This is a genomic window from Paenibacillus sp. P36, assembly GCF_045866505.1.
GTDB classification, from domain to species: domain Bacteria; phylum Bacillota; class Bacilli; order Paenibacillales; family NBRC-103111; genus Paenibacillus_E; species Paenibacillus_E chondroitinus.
The window spans coordinates 1983208-1998794 of the sequence record NZ_AP038372.1 but is presented as its reverse complement, the minus strand read 5'-3'; the positions used below and the strand labels follow the sequence as shown (position 1 = coordinate 1998794).

Genomic DNA, 15587 nt, shown 5'->3' with positions numbered 1-15587 from the left:
CCAATCTTCTGCCATACATTTACGTCCCAGTAGCTACCTTATTAGCACCCGCATCCACAACATCCGGGTCCAGCGATATCGTCGCGCTAAATAGAACATTAGAAACGGCGAAATCTCCTGTTATGCCGCCACCGCTGCCGGAGTACGTTTTGGCTGCGCTCGTCGGAGCAATCACTAACGTATCACCGTTCACCAGGCTTCCTTCGTTCCTTATAATGTTGAAAATCCCTACAAAAGAAGGCATTCTAATCAGCACCTTTATCTGTCAATGTGCTATAGTGTATGCCCAGACGACCGCGTTTGCGACAACTTCATCTAAACGTATTCCAGCAGCTCAGCAAAGCTGCGAATTCGAATGTGCGCGCCTTCGAGCTCCCCCGCTTCACGGAAGCCGGCGTAATCGCAGGCAGCTACAGTCAGATTATTCTTAAGTCCTGCCTCCACATCGGAGGAACGATCTCCCACCATCCACGCGGAGCTGATTTGATGCGTGTCGAGCGCTATTTTAACCAAATCCACTTTGGATCTGGTTTGATATTTCCCCGCACTGTACAGGTCCTCAAATAAAGGGGACAAGCCCATCGCCTCGGTCACATGACCGACGTAGTCCTCTAATCCGTTGCTCGCCACAAATAAGCGGACACCTTTGTCCCGCAAAGCCTGTAAGGTCTCTGCCACACCATCGTACAATTTCCCCTGTCCTTGCTTCAGCGCTTCCATTTGAAAATGAAGCAACAGCTCATCAGCGGCTTGACGCGCTTCTACAGAAGCGTCCGGCATAACCCGCTGCCAAATATGCTCAAGCAGCATGCCGAGCGCTCCCAGAATTCTTTCTTCCGGCGGCGTCTCTCCCGTGAAAAGACCTTTCTCTCTGAGCACATCAAATGTCGCATGATAAGCGGGCAATAGAATCGTCTCGGTTTGAAATAACGTGCCATCCATGTCAAAAAACATAGCCTCAGGTAAGTTTCTCTGTGTACTCATCATCAAGCTCCTTCACCATCATGAATTATATAAAACGTGTAATGATCTTAGTTAAGAATGGCAAACATACCCATGTAAGTCAATGTTCATATTTGGGAAAATGCCTGTTGCCGATACTAATGAATTCAGTTATGATTGAAATGAGTAGAATTAATATGAAAAATGATATTTTTATGCAAAATGATTTCATAAATCATGCATCTAATGCAAATAACTTGTCCATGAGAGTGAGGAACACCCCTATGAATCTTCATATTTTTCAAAATCAACAAGAACTTAATGAGGCCGGAGCCGGTATTATTACATCCCTTGTCCAAATGCAGCCAAAAGCTGTTCTAGGCTTAGCCACGGGCGGTACGCCTGTAGGTATTTATGAAGAGCTGGTGAAAGCCTATGAGAAGGGCCGCGTCAGCTTTAAAAATGTCACTTCCTTTAATCTGGACGAATATGTCGGCTTGCCGGTAGATCATCCAGAAAGTTATCACGCTTATATGCAGCAGCATTTATTTGCTCATATTGACTTGCCTGCCGCTTCAGCTCATCTTCCTAACGGAAATGCGCCCGACCTGGAAGCGGAATGTGCCAGATTTAATGAACTTCTTGAAGAAGCTAAGCAGATTGATTTGCAAATCCTTGGCCTTGGCCATAACGGACATATCGGCTTTAACGAGCCTGACGATTCACTGATCAGCGGGACGCATCTCGTCGAATTGAAGGAAGAAACTCGTGAAGCGAATGCGCGTTTTTTCAACTCGATCGAAGAAGTTCCGACTCACGCTCTAACGATGGGCGTAGGCACGATTCTCAAAGCCAAAACGATTCTGCTGATCGTTCGCGGTGCTGACAAAGCTGAAATCGTGCATCGCGCGCTTACAGGACCTATCACAACAGAAGTCCCGGCTACTCTGCTGCAAACTCACCCACACCTTGTCGTTCTGCTGGATGCTGAGGCAGGGAGGTTGTTCGAATGAGCGAACTTGTCATTACAGGTGCCAGGATCGTTACGGAACAAGGCGTCATCGAACAAGGTGTCGTTCACCTAAAAGATGGCGTTATCGCTTCCGTCCAAAGCAGCTCAGCGTGGAATTCCAGCACGGCTGATCCGGCTGCTGAAACCGTCGATGCTCGCGGCAGCTGGTTATTGCCGGGCTTCATCGACGTTCACGTGCATGGCGGGTATGGCGCTGACTTCATGGAAGCCAGCCCCGAAACGCTTGATACCATTACACGGTTTCACGCGAAGAACGGAACTACCGCCATGCTGGCTACGACAATGACGCAAACGCATGAAGCGATTGACCGCGTCCTTGGCGAAGTAAGCCGCTACATGCAAGAACCAATGCCGTACGCACAGCTGCTCGGCGTGCATATGGAAGGCCCCTTCATCTCGCCGAAGTGGGCCGGCGCGCAAGATCCGAAGCTGATGCTGCCGCCGCAGCTTTCCTGGCTGCAAGACTGGCACGAGCGCTTTCCGCAGCTCGTGAAACAGCTTACCCTCGCCCCTGAGGTCGAGGGTGCACTTGAGACGATCGCGTGGCTGCGCGATCGTGGCATCGTTGCCGCGTGCGGCCACACCGACGCTTCCTACGCCGACATTCAGTCGGCGGTTGGCGCGGGGCTCTCGCACGCGGTGCACACCTTCAACGCGATGAAGCCGCTGCATCATCGCGAACCCGGAACCGTCGGTGCGGTCCTTACCGACGATCGCATCAGCGGCGAAGTCATCGCCGACGGGCACCATGTGCACCCGGCAGCGATTCGCCTGCTGGTGAAAGCTAAGCAGCCGGATGGCCTGCTGCTGATCACGGATGCCATGTCGGCCGCGGGGCTTGGCGACGGGCAGTACGATCTTGGCGGGCAAGCCGTTACCGTCCAATCGGGCGTGGCCCGGTTGACGGAAGGCGGCGCGCTCGCCGGCAGTACGCTGACGATGATCGATGCGCTCCGTTTTATGGTGCGCGAGGTTGGGGTCAGCGTGGAAGAAGCGAGCCGCTTCGCGAGCGGCAACCCGGCGCGGTTGCTGCAGCTGCAGGCTTCGCACGGCTCGATTGCCCAAGGCAAGCAGGCTGACCTGCTCTTGGTCAGCCCTGAGCTGGAGCTCGAACGCGTGTGGATTCGCGGTAAGGAGCTGCAAGCGTAACGCAGCTTCCCAGCGCGGGGATTCTGTTCTCTTGGTTGATTCAATGTTTCCCCTGCCGTTCCAAATATACAAAAGAGAGGCTCTCACTCGGTCATTCGATGACTTACGAGACAGCCTCTCTTTATTTTTTTGCAGGATATTCCCTATGTTTGTCGAAAAAGCTTAATAACGCAAATAGCTGCTTTTTCCAAAGAAAGGATCTAATCATCCCTATGCTCTATTTGATCAAAATCATTTATACGTTAGTGTTTCCCCCGGGGATTGTTATTCTGCTGCTCTTCTGCATTGCCTTATGGCTGCAGCAAAAAAAAGAGTACATGGGTACTCTCCTAATCGGGCTGGCCGCCCTTCTCTTGTACGTTTGCTCCATGCCCTATTTCAGTAACGAGCTCCTAAATTCAATCGAACGAAGATACACCCCACCGGCTCAGGTGAGCGGTGATGTAATTGTCATGTTGACAGGCGGCGCGACGCTTGACACACCAGACCCTTTAACCAAAGGCGAAGGATATTTGACAGGGAACACAGCTGCCCGTGTGCTGACCATAGCGGAGCTGTATCGCAGCACGAAGCTGCCCATCCTCCTCTCGGGTGGACAAGTTTTCACGGACTCCGGCAATGAATCGCAAATTTCCAAACGTCATCTTATCGCACTCGGCGTTCCTGAAGCTTCAATTTTTCTGGACGATACGAGCCGCAACACGGAAGAAAATGCGCTGCATACCCAAGCTATGCTAACCACAAATGGCTGGCAGCATCCCATTCTCGTGACTTCTGCCTTCCATATGGCCCGCTCCGTCAAGCAGTTTCAAAAGCTCAAGGTGGAGGTAACCCCTTATCCAACCGATTACATTTCGCAGGGGCAGCAGACACTCAGTATAAGTAAATTTATTCCCTCTTCCAGCGGATTGTCCAATACTTCAATTGCGTTGAAGGAGTACTTAGGGTTGCTAGCGGCTAAGAATTAGCTTTTCCTGTATATGACTAGCCATAATTTTATTTCCTTGAGCGTTTGGATGCAGGTGGTCTGGCAGGTGGTCCACATAGGCTTCCCCAAGAATATCCAGACCATCTACATAAGTAAGATTTGTGTCCCCGTAAAAAGTTAAAATGTTCACCGCTTCCTGAATTTCTTTCCTCATTGTAACTAGGTTCATTCCCACTAAGTTTTCACCTGTTTCCCTGTGCGGGCAATAAATAGGAGAAACTAAAAGCAGGGGCGTGCTCCGATGCTTTTCCCGAATAATCGATACCATGCCAATAATGGCGGACCGAAACGTTCGGATATTTAAAGTGTTACCTCCCATCACATTAATGCCGAGGCACATGGAAATAATGTCAGCGGGACGGTCGCGGATGACGCGAGCGACCATTGGTTCCAAATGACATTGTCCCGCATATCCCATACAGGTTAAGTCCCAACCTTTGTTTCGCGCTACGATTGCCGGCCAAGTCAGAGCGGGGCTTTCAGCTGATCGGCACTGTGTGATCGAGCTTCCATAAGTAATCCAGCGGGGTTGATTGCTGGGCAAGAAAGCCGCCGATGCTCCATCATCGACTTTTAGTGCTTTCACAATAACAGCAGCTTCTTGTGACAGATAAACCTCGATCCTCTTCATGCTGCCTGTTAAGTTTGCAAATAGACAAACTTCCTCTCCTGCATGAAGCGTTTTGGTATCAACGAGTTCATCTTCAATAACGATGTCAAACCGTATCTCTTTATCCGTTCTTGCGATATGGAGCTCCACTGAAGTAGAGTCGCTTATAAAAGCAACTCTAACACCTGCGGTTTCCCCTGCCGTCTCCACTAATTTTGATGCGAATAATCCGAGCTGATCATGTGGCAATCGCCATGGCCGGAGTCCAATATCCGTCGTTTCTATTGAAACGGCGCCCCGAAACCACTGTTTATTTAGTTCAATCTTTTGCATGCTTACATTCACCTCTTTATAATAGATAGCCTATTCTGCCAATGTGGGGGAGATCTCTGTATAAGGGAACTGTGGGACGTTATTACGGCTAAAAGCTGAGATGCTAGAGTGCTAGCGGAACTACAGGGCGCTATTTCCACAAAAAGTGCTGAATTTCCCAAGTAACAGCAAAATAGCGTACTATAGTTCCCCCAACCTCGCATTATTGACACTTTTGACTGGAATAGCCTCCTGTAGTTCCCACTGTGCGAGAAGGATGGGCACCCCCCGCTCGAAGTAGCCGGGTAATTCCACACCAAATGCATGATGAAAACAAAAAGTCGCGATTTCCGCGACTTTTCGTGCACTCATCAAGCCAAGGGCGCAACGGGATTTACCGGTTTATCCTGCAAAATATCGCCGCTCTCTTGCATCCACGAAGCCATTTCGGAGGCAAGCCTTTCGATAACCCCGGCATTTGCAGGATTTGCCGACACGTCTTGCGTTTCCCAAGGATCTCTTAGTAGATCGAACAATTGGATGCGTTCCGTTCCTATGTTCGTTTCAGGAGAACGATAATAACGAATCAGCTTCCATCTGCCATCCGTTACCATCCGCTGGACATCTCGATAAACCGCACCCACGATATTGCGAATATCGTCACTTTCCCCTGCAAAGAGTTGACATAGACTAATACCTTCCGTCTCCTCCGGCAGCTCGACGCCGCATAGTCCGGCAACGGTAGGAAAAATATCGATATTGCTTGCCAACGCAAGCTCCTGCTTGCCCTCCGGCACGCCTGGCCCCCTGAATATAAGCGGGATTCGCACACTGTGCTCGTAGAGGTTCTGTTTGCCCATCAGCCCGTGTTGCCCAACCGCCAAGCCATGGTCGGCGGTATACACGAACAGCGTATCGTCAAAGATGCCCTTAGCCTTCAGCGCTTCAACGACTCTGCCGATTTGTGCGTCCAGATGGCTTATCATGGCATAGTAATCAGCGATATGCCCACGAATCTCGCTTTCGTCCCTCGGCCATTGGGCAAGCTTCTCATCCCTAACCGTCATATCGCCGGTATCAAATGGATGCTCGCTCACAAAGTTGAGAGGCAGCTGAATATCGGATTTGTCGTACATGCTGGCATACGGCTCCGGCGCGGTTCGTGGATCATGCGGCGCTGTATAAGCCACATACAGGAAAAACGGCTGATCCACCTGGTAATTCTCAATAAAGTTGACGGCAGCGTCCGTAAACAACTCCGTTGAGAACGTATGTTCCATGTATTCGTTTTCCTTGGGATAAACCCCGGTCACGTCGTAGTCGTTCACAGGAACACTCGTATGCTCACTCATACCGTGAAACGCCAGCTTATCCCCTCCCCCGAAACTTCGGGCGAAGCTTGCTTTGTCGTTATGCCATTTGCCGATTGCATGCGTCAGGTAACCGGCTCCCTGCATCGTTTGCGGCATGAGTCGAACATCCGGACGAATCACGCTCGAATGCTCCCGGTTCTTCATGTCTTTACCGATCATCGCCCGGAAGATAGGGATGCCCGTGTGCACACACGCTCTACTTGGCGCACAAACCGCTCCACTAAGGCCGCCGAATATACGCGTGTTGCGACATGATGTCCCGCCGGCAGCCAGCGAATCCAATACCGGCGTCTTTACCTTTTCGTTACCGAACGCGCCAATAGCTTCGCCACGATGATCGTCCGCTATGATAAACACAACATTAGGTTTACTAGGTGAAAGTTTACCTTGTGAAGGTTTACTGGGTGAAGGTTTGCCGATTGCAGGTTTACCAGGTGAAAATCCTTCAGACGAAAGCTTCTTCGTATTCTTTTCTTTCATCTTCTACCTCACTCTCATGGGACAGGATTGATTCTGAGTTTGGCTACTTTTTCGATTTATACTGGGTGTAGGCTTGTTGATAGATTTCCAAGTAGCGTTTAATGTTCATTTTGTCCAAAGTGCTCAAGTAGTTGTTCCACTCTTTATCAATGTCCAGCGACCCTGTAACCGTTTTTGCAAAAAATTCCGTTCTGTAGTCCGTAAGCGTCTTCTCAATCGTAGAAAGCTCTTCCGCTTGTTCGTTGGTGAAGAACAGTGGCGGTACAATTTTGCTCGGATCGGTGGCATATGGCTCGTATTTTTTCGTCTCATTATACAAAATAAGTTCAAGCGAATTTTTCGGATCCGCTACTACGCTTAATCGCAAATCGTTTGTTCGCAGCGACGGCCCCGCCTGTGCCCAGTGGATGTTTTGCAGTTTGCCGAACGTGGCAACCGGTTTCCATTTTGCCGGCTTCCCGTTAATGCCAAGCTCACCTTGCGCCGGACGTACCCACTCCTGATCAGGACGGCCCTGCGTACTACGCAGTGTTGCTTCTTCTGAAAGCAGCAAGTCGGCCATACGGAATGCGGCAGCTGGGTTTTTCGCCTTATTGGTAACGACGTATTGACCGGTAGATACCGCATATGGATTGTACGCCGTTGAGCGTATACCTGACGGCCCTTTGAGTGGCGGTACGGAGACGTAGTCTTTGAATCTCGGGTTATCGACATCGACAAATACCGTTTGGTTTTGTGAGGCAATAGCTCCTGCGATTGGAATCTCCGGGTTCATCCCCATTTGTTTCAACTGGTTTCTATCCTGTGTAAACGTTTGCGGAGAGATTAAACCTTCAGCAAACAGCTTATGAAGATACGTCAGAGCTTCCTTCCATTCCGGTTGATTATAGGCAACTTGAACTTTTCCATCCTTAACAAAGCGCAGGTTGAAATCCTTCTCGATAAACGGACTGGTCAGAAAGAGGTCCAACGTCGAGGAGGGGCCATTCGTAGCACCGACAAGCGGGATTTCATCTGCTTTACCGTTTCCATTAGGGTCTTTTTCTTTAAAAGCTTTAAGCACTTGATAAAACTCTTCCGTCGTTTCCGGCATTTTTAAGCCGAGTTTATCTAGCCATGGTTGATAAATCCACATTTTTTGACCAAGCGAGCAGTGGTAGCAATCATTAACTTGAGGAACCGAATAAATTTTGCCATCCGGCATCGTAATCAAATCTTTGACATAGGTCACCTGCTCGAACATCTTCTTCATTTCCACACCGTATTTATCAATATACGGATTCAGCGGGATGAACACGCCATCCTTACCGTAAATGGACTGCTGAATCGGAGATACGCTCATATTAAGCAGTACGTCCGGATAATCCCCGCTTGCGAGTGAAACGTTAAGCTTCTCTGCAAATGTTTTTTCAGGAGCGACTTCCCAATCGATATGAATGTTCGTTTTCTCCTCCAGCCACTTGGTGAACTCGTTCGTTGCAAAGTTTTCGACAATGCTGGAGCCTTTGACCATGACCTTAAGCGTCGTCTTTTCTTTTGTAATCGGGAATTCGCCCGCTGGCGTCACTTGATCGTCTATACTTGCTTCCGTCTTTTGGGCAGCTTCCTTGGGTCCGCTGTCCGCACATGCGCTTAGAAGCGCTAGAGACGCCGTAATCGCTACTAAAGCTGTTAAACCTTTTTTCATGTAAAAGCCCCCTTTAGCCTTTGAGTGATCCAATCATCATGCCTTTGACAAAATGCTTTTGTATAAATGGATAGATGATCAGCACGGGCAGCGTAGACACGACAATAAGGGAAAACTTCAAAAGCTCCCGCAGGCCATCCCTTGCTGCTTGATCCGCAACGTCAGTAATCATCGACGCATCCACCTCGTTTTGCACCAAAATATCCCTTAATACCAATTGAATCGGGTACAGCTCCTGATGTTTTAAATAAAGCAGCGCGTTAAAATATTGGTTCCAATGTCCCACGGCATAAAACAAGGAAATGACAGCTATGATCGGACCTGACAAAGGAATCACGATTTTCCGCACAAACGTAAAATCACTGCATCCATCCATTTGAGCGGCTTCAAGCAATTCTTCCGGAATGGTCGTTTGGAAATACGTGCGGGCAATAATCATATTCATAACGGCAAGCGCTCCCGGAATAAGTAAAGACCACCTTGTGTCGATCATACCGAGCTCTTTCACAACCAAGTAAGACGGGATCAATCCGCCTGAAAACATCATGGTGAATACAAACAAGGCCATTATGGCATTACGTGGCATAAAATCTTTTCTTGAAAGCGGATAAGCCGCAATAAGGGTAAAAAGCACATTAATCGTTGTTCCCACTACCGTATAAAAGACCGAATTCAAAAAGCTCGACATAATTAAACGATGCTTAAATACCGCCTCATAACCCGCTAGCGTTGGCTCAACCGGATACAACCAGACTCTGCCGGAAATAACCGCTGTGGATGAGCTGAAGGAAGCACTGACAATGTACACCAGAGGATAAAGAATCGTAATTGTAAAAATAAATAGGATGATGTAATTCAGAATTGTAAAAAGCCTGTCATCCGCAGTTTCTTGTATGCGTCCTGTCATCGATGCGCCTCCTTATTACCACAGACTCGTTTGTCCCAACTTTCTGGCTAGCCGATTGACGAGAACCAGTAGAAGCAAATTTATAACTGATTTAAACAATCCAATAGCAGATGAGTAGGAATAATTAATGGCTGTTGATGCCAAACCAACTTTATACACGAAGGTATCGATGACCTCGGATGAGCTCATATTGAGCGGATTCTGCATCAGCAATACTTTCTCGAAGCCTATGTCCAACACATGGCCAGTGTTCATAATCAGCAAAATAACGGCAACCGGCATAATACCTGGCAAGTCAACGTGCCACATTCGCTGCACTTTATTGGCTCCATCCACAACCGCTGCCTCGTGCAGCGAAGGATCTACAGCTGCAAGCGCTGCCAAATAGATGATGCAGGAAAAACCAACATTTTGCCAAATCCCCGACCAAACAAATACGTGTGAAAACCATTCAGGTATGCCCATGAAATTGATTGCCGGCAAACCGAAGTATTTCATAATGGTTTGAACCAGGCCAACCCGTGGGTCCATCATTTGCAGAATGATACCCACCATAACAACTACGGAAATAAAATGCGGCGCGTAGGTAATCATCTGTACGGTTTTCTTAAAAAAACGAGCGTTTACGTAATTCAAGGAAAGTGCCAGAATGATGGGGAACGGGAACCCCGCAAGTAAACTATACAGGCTGAGAACGATTGTATTTTTCATAATCCGAACAAACTCATACGAATGGAAAAAACGATCGAAATGCTTCAGGCCTACCCATTCGCTACCCCATACACCTTTAGTCGGGATATAATTTTTGAACGCAATCAACGCCCCGTACATCGGTACATACTTGAATATGAGCAAATAAATAATCGGCAGCAGCATAAGCAGGTAGAGCTGCCAATGGCTGGATGCGTTCTTTTTCAGTCTAGACAAGTAATTTTCCTTTTTACCGACAGTTACAGACAATGTATGGCTCTTGCTAGCGGAAACCTCCATAAATCCCTCCCTCTCTCGATGTCCATGACTCGGTATGTTTCATGTCTTTCGATATGTAGCATACAGAAAAAAGGACGGCCGAGCATTGTGCTGTTTTATACTGGCATGACTTTTTTTGTGCTGGACGCCGGCATCCGAATCGTAACCTTTGTACCCACGCCTAGCTCACTTTGTATAGAAAGGCCGTACTGTTGTCCGAACACCATTTGAATCCGGTTATGCACATTAAGCAGCCCGATGCTGCCTTCGAATGTTGGTTGTGCATCCAGCAGCCTCTCCTCCTTGCTGTGCAGCAGTCTTGTGTTTAATTGCAAAAGGGAATCCGCATCAATACCGCAGCCATTATCTTTTACCGTGACGTAAAGATCCTCGGCATCCTTCCAAGCGTCAATAATAATTGTGTGAGCATCCTCGATCCCTTCGGGAAATGCATGCTTGAATACGTTTTCGACCAAGGGCTGCAGAGTCAAACGGACCATACTGTCCAGCAAATAATCTGCGCTTATGCGAACATCGATTTCAAACTCGCGTTGGTTGCGGTATTTCATAATGGACATAAAATACAGAATATGTTTAAGCTCGTTGGCAACCGTAATTTTCTCCAAATCGGTGCGTATGGAATAGCGCAGCATATAAGACAGAGAGCGAACAATGTCTTTAATCTCGTTTGATTTCTGGATAACGGCGTAACAAATAATAATTTCCAATGTGTTGTACAAGAAATGAGGATTAATCTGTAATTGCAGGGATTGGAATTCGGCCAGCTGCCGTTTCATTAAATTGTCCTGGTTGCGCAGCTCCGTCTCGTAAACCCGCTCGACCAGCTCTTCCAGTCGGGTAACCATCGTATTGTAGCTGGTAATAAGCTGATCCATCTCATCACGGCTTCCCGTCAGAGGTACTCGGGTCCAGTGGCCTTTGGCCGTCTGGCGCATCCCATTTTCCAGAAGCCGAACTGGACGAACAATCGATTGTCCGAAACGATAGGCTAGAAATAAGGCCAGAATCAAAGTAAAGATACCTACAAACAGTGTTGTTTGCCGCAGGTCTGAAATCGGTTTGCTCTGCTCAGCAACCGACATGCTGGCCACGAGCGTCCAGCCCGAGTAGTCGGACTTTCGACTAAAGAAAACCCGCCCCGGTTCACCGGGCAATTCGAATATTTGGTCTTTATTGGCCTCAACCGTATTGAAATGCATACCGTCAAGCTGTTTGCCGATCCGGCTCGGGTCCGGATGGTATAAGATTCTTCCACGGTCGTTGACGATAAAAAAATAACCGGATTGCCCGAGTTTTATGCCCTTCCAGAGTGTGTTCAATTCCCCAATCTTCAGTTCAAAGCCCATAATGCCTTTAAATGATTTCGATGAGGTACGGTCCGCCAATTTGCGAATGAGAGTGAGATGACCGTCCAGAAATCCGGATTCCTGAATCGTCAACTCCCCGTTGATATTATCGTCTTCCTTCATCTGTTCGATATATTCTTCAAATCCTTTGTAATTAAAAGGAACAATATGGACATTGAAATCCGTTGCCTGAAACCCGTTATAACCGACAATGTACGTCATGGATATTTCCGGGTTGTTGATAAGAACAGGTTGAAAGACCCCCTTCATTGCAATTTCGGATGTATAAAAGCCGGAGGTCGAATTGGTTGGAAGATCCAACGCCTCTTTCACGACAGGAGAAATTAGAATAGAAAGCGTTGCCCGCTCGTAGCTCTTCAGGAATAAATCGGTTTCATGCAACACATTATCAACAATTTGAGTCAACAACCCTTCATATTGATTCTCCAATTCGTTGGACGATCGCCAATAACCGGTAACCCCCACCGTCACCAAAGTCAGCGCGATAATAATGACAAAGTACAGATAAACCTTGCGTACCAAACTGTTTTTCATTACTTAATCCCAAGCAGCGCGCGATATTCGGTAGGGGAATAGCCCGTTGCCTTCTTGAAGACTCTGGAAAAATGGGGGTAGCTTTCGTAACCGACTTCGGCTCCGATGTCAGTAATTCTGTAGTGCGGAACGGCAAGCAGTTGTTTGGCTTTGTCAATGCGTTTACGCATTCGGTATTGAACGAAGGTCTCATTCGTATTTTTCTTAAAATAATGGCTGAAATAGGTTGGCGTTATGCCTAACTTCCCAGCAACCCTATCCAGCGAAAGCTCCTCCTCGAAAAGATGCTCATCGATGTACTGGATAGCCGCCTCCAAAACATTAATTCTCTCGTACCTGCGGTACTCGCTCAGTCGCTGCATCCATATACCGATTTCAGCCTGAAACCATTCGTACGTAATTGTGATCACCGTGTTCTCTTCGAAAAGCGGCTTTGCCTCAATCCGGTAAGTCCCTCTGGCATTCAATTTTTTGAGCAGCAGGCTGACAGCATCGTATACCCGCTGGTACTGTTGAACATCCGTTTCACCGGCGAACAACTCTCTCTTTCCCTCTTCGAGCAGTTCACTGACCCGGATCTTGTCCAACATCCAAACCGCTTCCTCCAATTGATCAACCCACTGTTCAAAAAGGGAGAAGGAAACAAGTGCCGCGTCTCGCGTAGCGAGCAGTTTATCCAGCACAGGATAAAGCTCAATTTCTGTAATAGGCTTCAGCAAATATTCCTGCACGCCGTACGACATACATTTTTGCGCATACACAAAATCCCCGTATCCCGAAAGCACAACGACTTTGGTGAGCAGCTTTAGCTGCTGGATATTCCGGCATAACTCCAGACCGTCCATACGAGGCATCCGAATATCCGTCATCACAACGTCCGGTGGATTAGCCCTGATGCTCGATAACGCGGATACGCTGTTAGTAAACGTTTCGATCTCACTAAACCGTTTATATTCCCCAATCAGCGTTTTGAGGCCAACACCGATGATAGGTTCATCGTCAACAATAAAGATTCTAGCCATTCGCTTACCCCCTGCCGATAATTTCACGAATTAGCTTCATGCCTTCATTATGTTACATATGTTTTTAGCCTGAATACCCCTTAAAATCTAAACACAGTCATCAAAATCGAAAATTCCCTTCCGTTTTCATCAATAAAAAACCCCCGCCAGCCATCACAGCCAGTGGAGGATTATAATGATCACAATATTTCCTTTAACTCAGGTGTACCATCACCGTCAAACCCTCAAAAAATCTTCTTCTGTGCCCTGTCATCTTTCAAAATTTCTACGGCTTCTCGAAAACGAAGGGAATGCACAATTTCCCGCTCACGGAGAAACTTCAGACTATCCTGCAGATCGACGTCATCGGTCAAATCAATCAGCCATTGGTAAGTCGTTCTAGCCTTCTCCTCGGCAGCTATATCCTCGTAGAGGTCTGCTATCGGATCACCCTTCGCTTGTATGTAAGCAGCCGTCCACGGTACGCCTGACGCGTTCTGATAGAATGGCGCCCTATCGTGAATCACGTACTGATCGTCCATACCAGCAGCCTTAAGTTGATCAAGCGTTGCATCTTTCATAAGCTTATAAACCATTGTTGCTATCATCTCGAGATGAGCGAATTCCTCCGTCCCAATATCCGTAAGCAGCCCCACGACCTTATCCGGAATCGCATAGCGCTGATTCAAATAACGCAGTGCCGCTGCCAGCTCGCCATCAGCTCCCCCATATTGCTCCAGTAGAAGCTTCGCCATCCTTGGGTCGCATTTGCTGACTCTGACCGGATACTGAAGTTTCTTCTCATATATCCACATGCTTCTTCCTCCTTCTTCAGACCTGCCATGGCCATGGCGTATCCACCCATTGCCAAGGATTTTTGCTATAGGCATGACCAAAAGGCATAAGTGGGCCGAACTCTAGCTCAAACTCCTGAACCATCGCCTTCCTTTTTTGTGCGAATTGATTGTATTGCTGGATGGCTGCGAGATCGTTCGGATGTGTATCCAAATACAGCGTTAGCTCGACCAATACGAAATCAACAGCCTGCAGGTCGTACATCATCTTGTAGTAAGATTCCGGTACTGCTGGTGGATTCATAACCATGGGCTCCCTTCTTCTATTTTGGATTCGTAAGGTCCGTATAGAGCGGGCCATAGCGTCCCTTTTTTCAAAGCTTCATATGGACTGAATTGCGGTAAACCGGGTGGTTGGAAGGTAATAAAGAGGTGCGGCGGTACATTATACAATTTCACTTGAATCGGTGGACAAGGATCAAATGGACTAATATAGGGATAGTACTTTCTGAATTGCGATTGCATACGTCTCCTCCTCTTCTCACTTTGGTGCGTGAGAAATAGTCATAGCGGCAGAGAGGCCTATAAGCACGTATATGCGGCACAACTTGACCAAAATCACAGATATTCCAATATTTCCTCATGGTCAGAGGGCGCTTGAGCGCTTACAATAAGAACAATCCATGTGATACCATGACTTACACAATCTAACAGCTTGGAGGAAATCACGATGACACGATCTAAACAAATCATTGTTTCTGCAGCCATTCTTGTAAGCGTCACAATAAATAGCCTTATTCCCGCACCACCTGCATCTGCGGCGTCGGCTTCAACAAGCAGCATGACTTTAACGCAAGGAATGACAAGCTCATCCGTGTCTACTCTGCAATCCAATTTAAAAACACTTGGTTATTTTACATATCCAACCATCACCGGTTACTTCGGCACAATCACAGCTCAAGCTGTTAAAGATTATCAAAAGGCCTATCTGTTATCTCCGACTGGCGTAGTGGATACCGCAACCCAAACCAGCATCTCCCACTCGATAAAAAAACGGCTGCTGCTGGACGATGCGATGAACTTTGTGCATGTCCCCTACCTATGGGGCGGAGCGACTCCACAAGGCTTTGACTGCTCCGGCTTTATTTATTACATGTTTCAAAAGCATGGGATTCCAGCTGTTCGAACAACCTCCCAGGAGCTTTATAACACAGGCTCAGCCGTAAGTCAGGCTAATTTGCAGCCGGGCGACCTGGTGTTCTTCGCTATAGCATCCCCGGGCGTTATTGACCATGTAGGATTCTATTTGGGGAACGGGCAATTCCTATCTGCCACACGCTCAGCAGGCATTTACCCGCAAAGCCTGACAAGCTCATATTGGGGTCCTAAGTATATGGGATCTAAGCGCGTATATTAATTT

Annotated in this window: 16 protein-coding genes; 4 read left to right on the top strand and 12 right to left on the bottom strand. The window is 47.8% G+C overall.

The features are described from left to right. Window positions 1-19: 19 nt before the first annotated feature. Both ACKTT9_RS09150 and ACKTT9_RS09145 read right to left on the bottom strand, forming a co-directional pair. Window positions 20-244: a spore germination protein gene (locus ACKTT9_RS09150; RefSeq protein WP_127458104.1), complete on the bottom strand. Its 225-nt coding sequence runs from the start codon at window positions 242-244 to the stop codon at window positions 20-22. A 71-nt stretch (window positions 245-315) separates the two neighbouring features. Continuing rightward, entirely contained in the window at window positions 316-984 is a 669-nt protein-coding gene (locus tag ACKTT9_RS09145) for an HAD family hydrolase (RefSeq protein WP_407872997.1), read from the bottom strand. A 242-nt stretch (window positions 985-1226) separates the two neighbouring features. Here ACKTT9_RS09145 and nagB point away from each other — a divergent pair, with 242 nt between their 5' ends. The 3 genes from nagB (at window position 1227) to ACKTT9_RS09130 (ending at window position 4092) form a co-directional block, all read left to right on the top strand. Beyond that, window positions 1227-1955 (top strand): glucosamine-6-phosphate deaminase, encoded by a 729-nt coding sequence (nagB, locus tag ACKTT9_RS09140; RefSeq protein ID WP_127458106.1) that lies wholly within the window; start codon window positions 1227-1229, stop codon window positions 1953-1955. Next, window positions 1952-3124, top strand: coding sequence for an N-acetylglucosamine-6-phosphate deacetylase (nagA, locus tag ACKTT9_RS09135; RefSeq protein WP_407871304.1), 1173 nt, complete (start codon window positions 1952-1954; stop codon window positions 3122-3124). Before nagB ends, nagA begins: the two co-directional genes overlap by 4 nt. A 149-nt stretch (window positions 3125-3273) precedes the next feature. Next, the gene (locus tag ACKTT9_RS09130; RefSeq protein WP_407871303.1) at window positions 3274-4092 is read left to right on the top strand and encodes a YdcF family protein; all 819 of its coding nucleotides are present in this window, start codon (window positions 3274-3276) and stop codon (window positions 4090-4092) included. Here the strand turns inward: ACKTT9_RS09130 and ACKTT9_RS09125 are convergent. From ACKTT9_RS09125 to ACKTT9_RS09080, 10 genes are all read right to left on the bottom strand, one after another. Next, window positions 4075-5055: an SGNH/GDSL hydrolase family protein gene (locus ACKTT9_RS09125; protein WP_407871302.1), complete on the bottom strand. Its 981-nt coding sequence runs from the start codon at window positions 5053-5055 to the stop codon at window positions 4075-4077. The genes ACKTT9_RS09130 and ACKTT9_RS09125 overlap by 18 nt on opposite strands. A 350-nt stretch (window positions 5056-5405) precedes the next feature. Then, on the bottom strand, window positions 5406-6887 hold the full coding sequence (locus ACKTT9_RS09120; RefSeq protein WP_407871301.1) for a sulfatase-like hydrolase/transferase: 1482 nt from the start codon (window positions 6885-6887) through the stop codon (window positions 5406-5408). 43 nt (window positions 6888-6930) lie between these two features. Continuing rightward, window positions 6931-8574, bottom strand: coding sequence for an ABC transporter substrate-binding protein (locus tag ACKTT9_RS09115; protein WP_407871300.1), 1644 nt, complete (start codon window positions 8572-8574; stop codon window positions 6931-6933). A 13-nt stretch (window positions 8575-8587) separates the two neighbouring features. Then, window positions 8588-9481 carry a carbohydrate ABC transporter permease gene (locus tag ACKTT9_RS09110; RefSeq protein ID WP_127458112.1) on the bottom strand — a complete coding sequence of 298 codons (894 nt, stop codon included), beginning with the start codon at window positions 9479-9481 and terminating at the stop codon, window positions 8588-8590. A 15-nt stretch (window positions 9482-9496) separates the two neighbouring features. After that, window positions 9497-10471: a sugar ABC transporter permease gene (locus ACKTT9_RS09105; protein WP_127458113.1), complete on the bottom strand. Its 975-nt coding sequence runs from the start codon at window positions 10469-10471 to the stop codon at window positions 9497-9499. A gap of 95 nt (window positions 10472-10566) precedes the next feature. After that, window positions 10567-12372: a sensor histidine kinase gene (locus tag ACKTT9_RS09100; protein WP_407871299.1), complete on the bottom strand. Its 1806-nt coding sequence runs from the start codon at window positions 12370-12372 to the stop codon at window positions 10567-10569. After that, window positions 12372-13394 (bottom strand): response regulator, encoded by a 1023-nt coding sequence (locus tag ACKTT9_RS09095; protein ID WP_407871298.1) that lies wholly within the window; start codon window positions 13392-13394, stop codon window positions 12372-12374. The genes ACKTT9_RS09100 and ACKTT9_RS09095 overlap by 1 nt, the downstream gene beginning before the upstream one ends. A 224-nt stretch (window positions 13395-13618) precedes the next feature. Beyond that, window positions 13619-14188, bottom strand: a complete 570-nt coding sequence (locus ACKTT9_RS09090) for a manganese catalase family protein (protein WP_407871297.1) — start codon at window positions 14186-14188, stop codon at window positions 13619-13621. Window positions 14189-14204: 16 nt separating this feature from the next. After that, window positions 14205-14471 carry a spore coat protein CotJB gene (locus ACKTT9_RS09085; protein ID WP_157323011.1) on the bottom strand — a complete coding sequence of 89 codons (267 nt, stop codon included), beginning with the start codon at window positions 14469-14471 and terminating at the stop codon, window positions 14205-14207. Then, a complete protein-coding gene (locus ACKTT9_RS09080) occupies window positions 14468-14692 on the bottom strand; it encodes a spore coat associated protein CotJA (RefSeq protein WP_145659617.1) in 225 nt (74 codons plus the stop codon). Before ACKTT9_RS09080 ends, ACKTT9_RS09085 begins: the two co-directional genes overlap by 4 nt. A 205-nt stretch (window positions 14693-14897) precedes the next feature. On the opposite strand from ACKTT9_RS09080, the gene ACKTT9_RS09075 reads away from it, so the two are divergent. Further along, complete coding sequence (locus ACKTT9_RS09075) at window positions 14898-15584, top strand: C40 family peptidase (protein WP_407871296.1); 687 nt, start codon at window positions 14898-14900, stop codon at window positions 15582-15584. The last annotated feature ends 3 nt before the right edge of the window (window positions 15585-15587 follow it).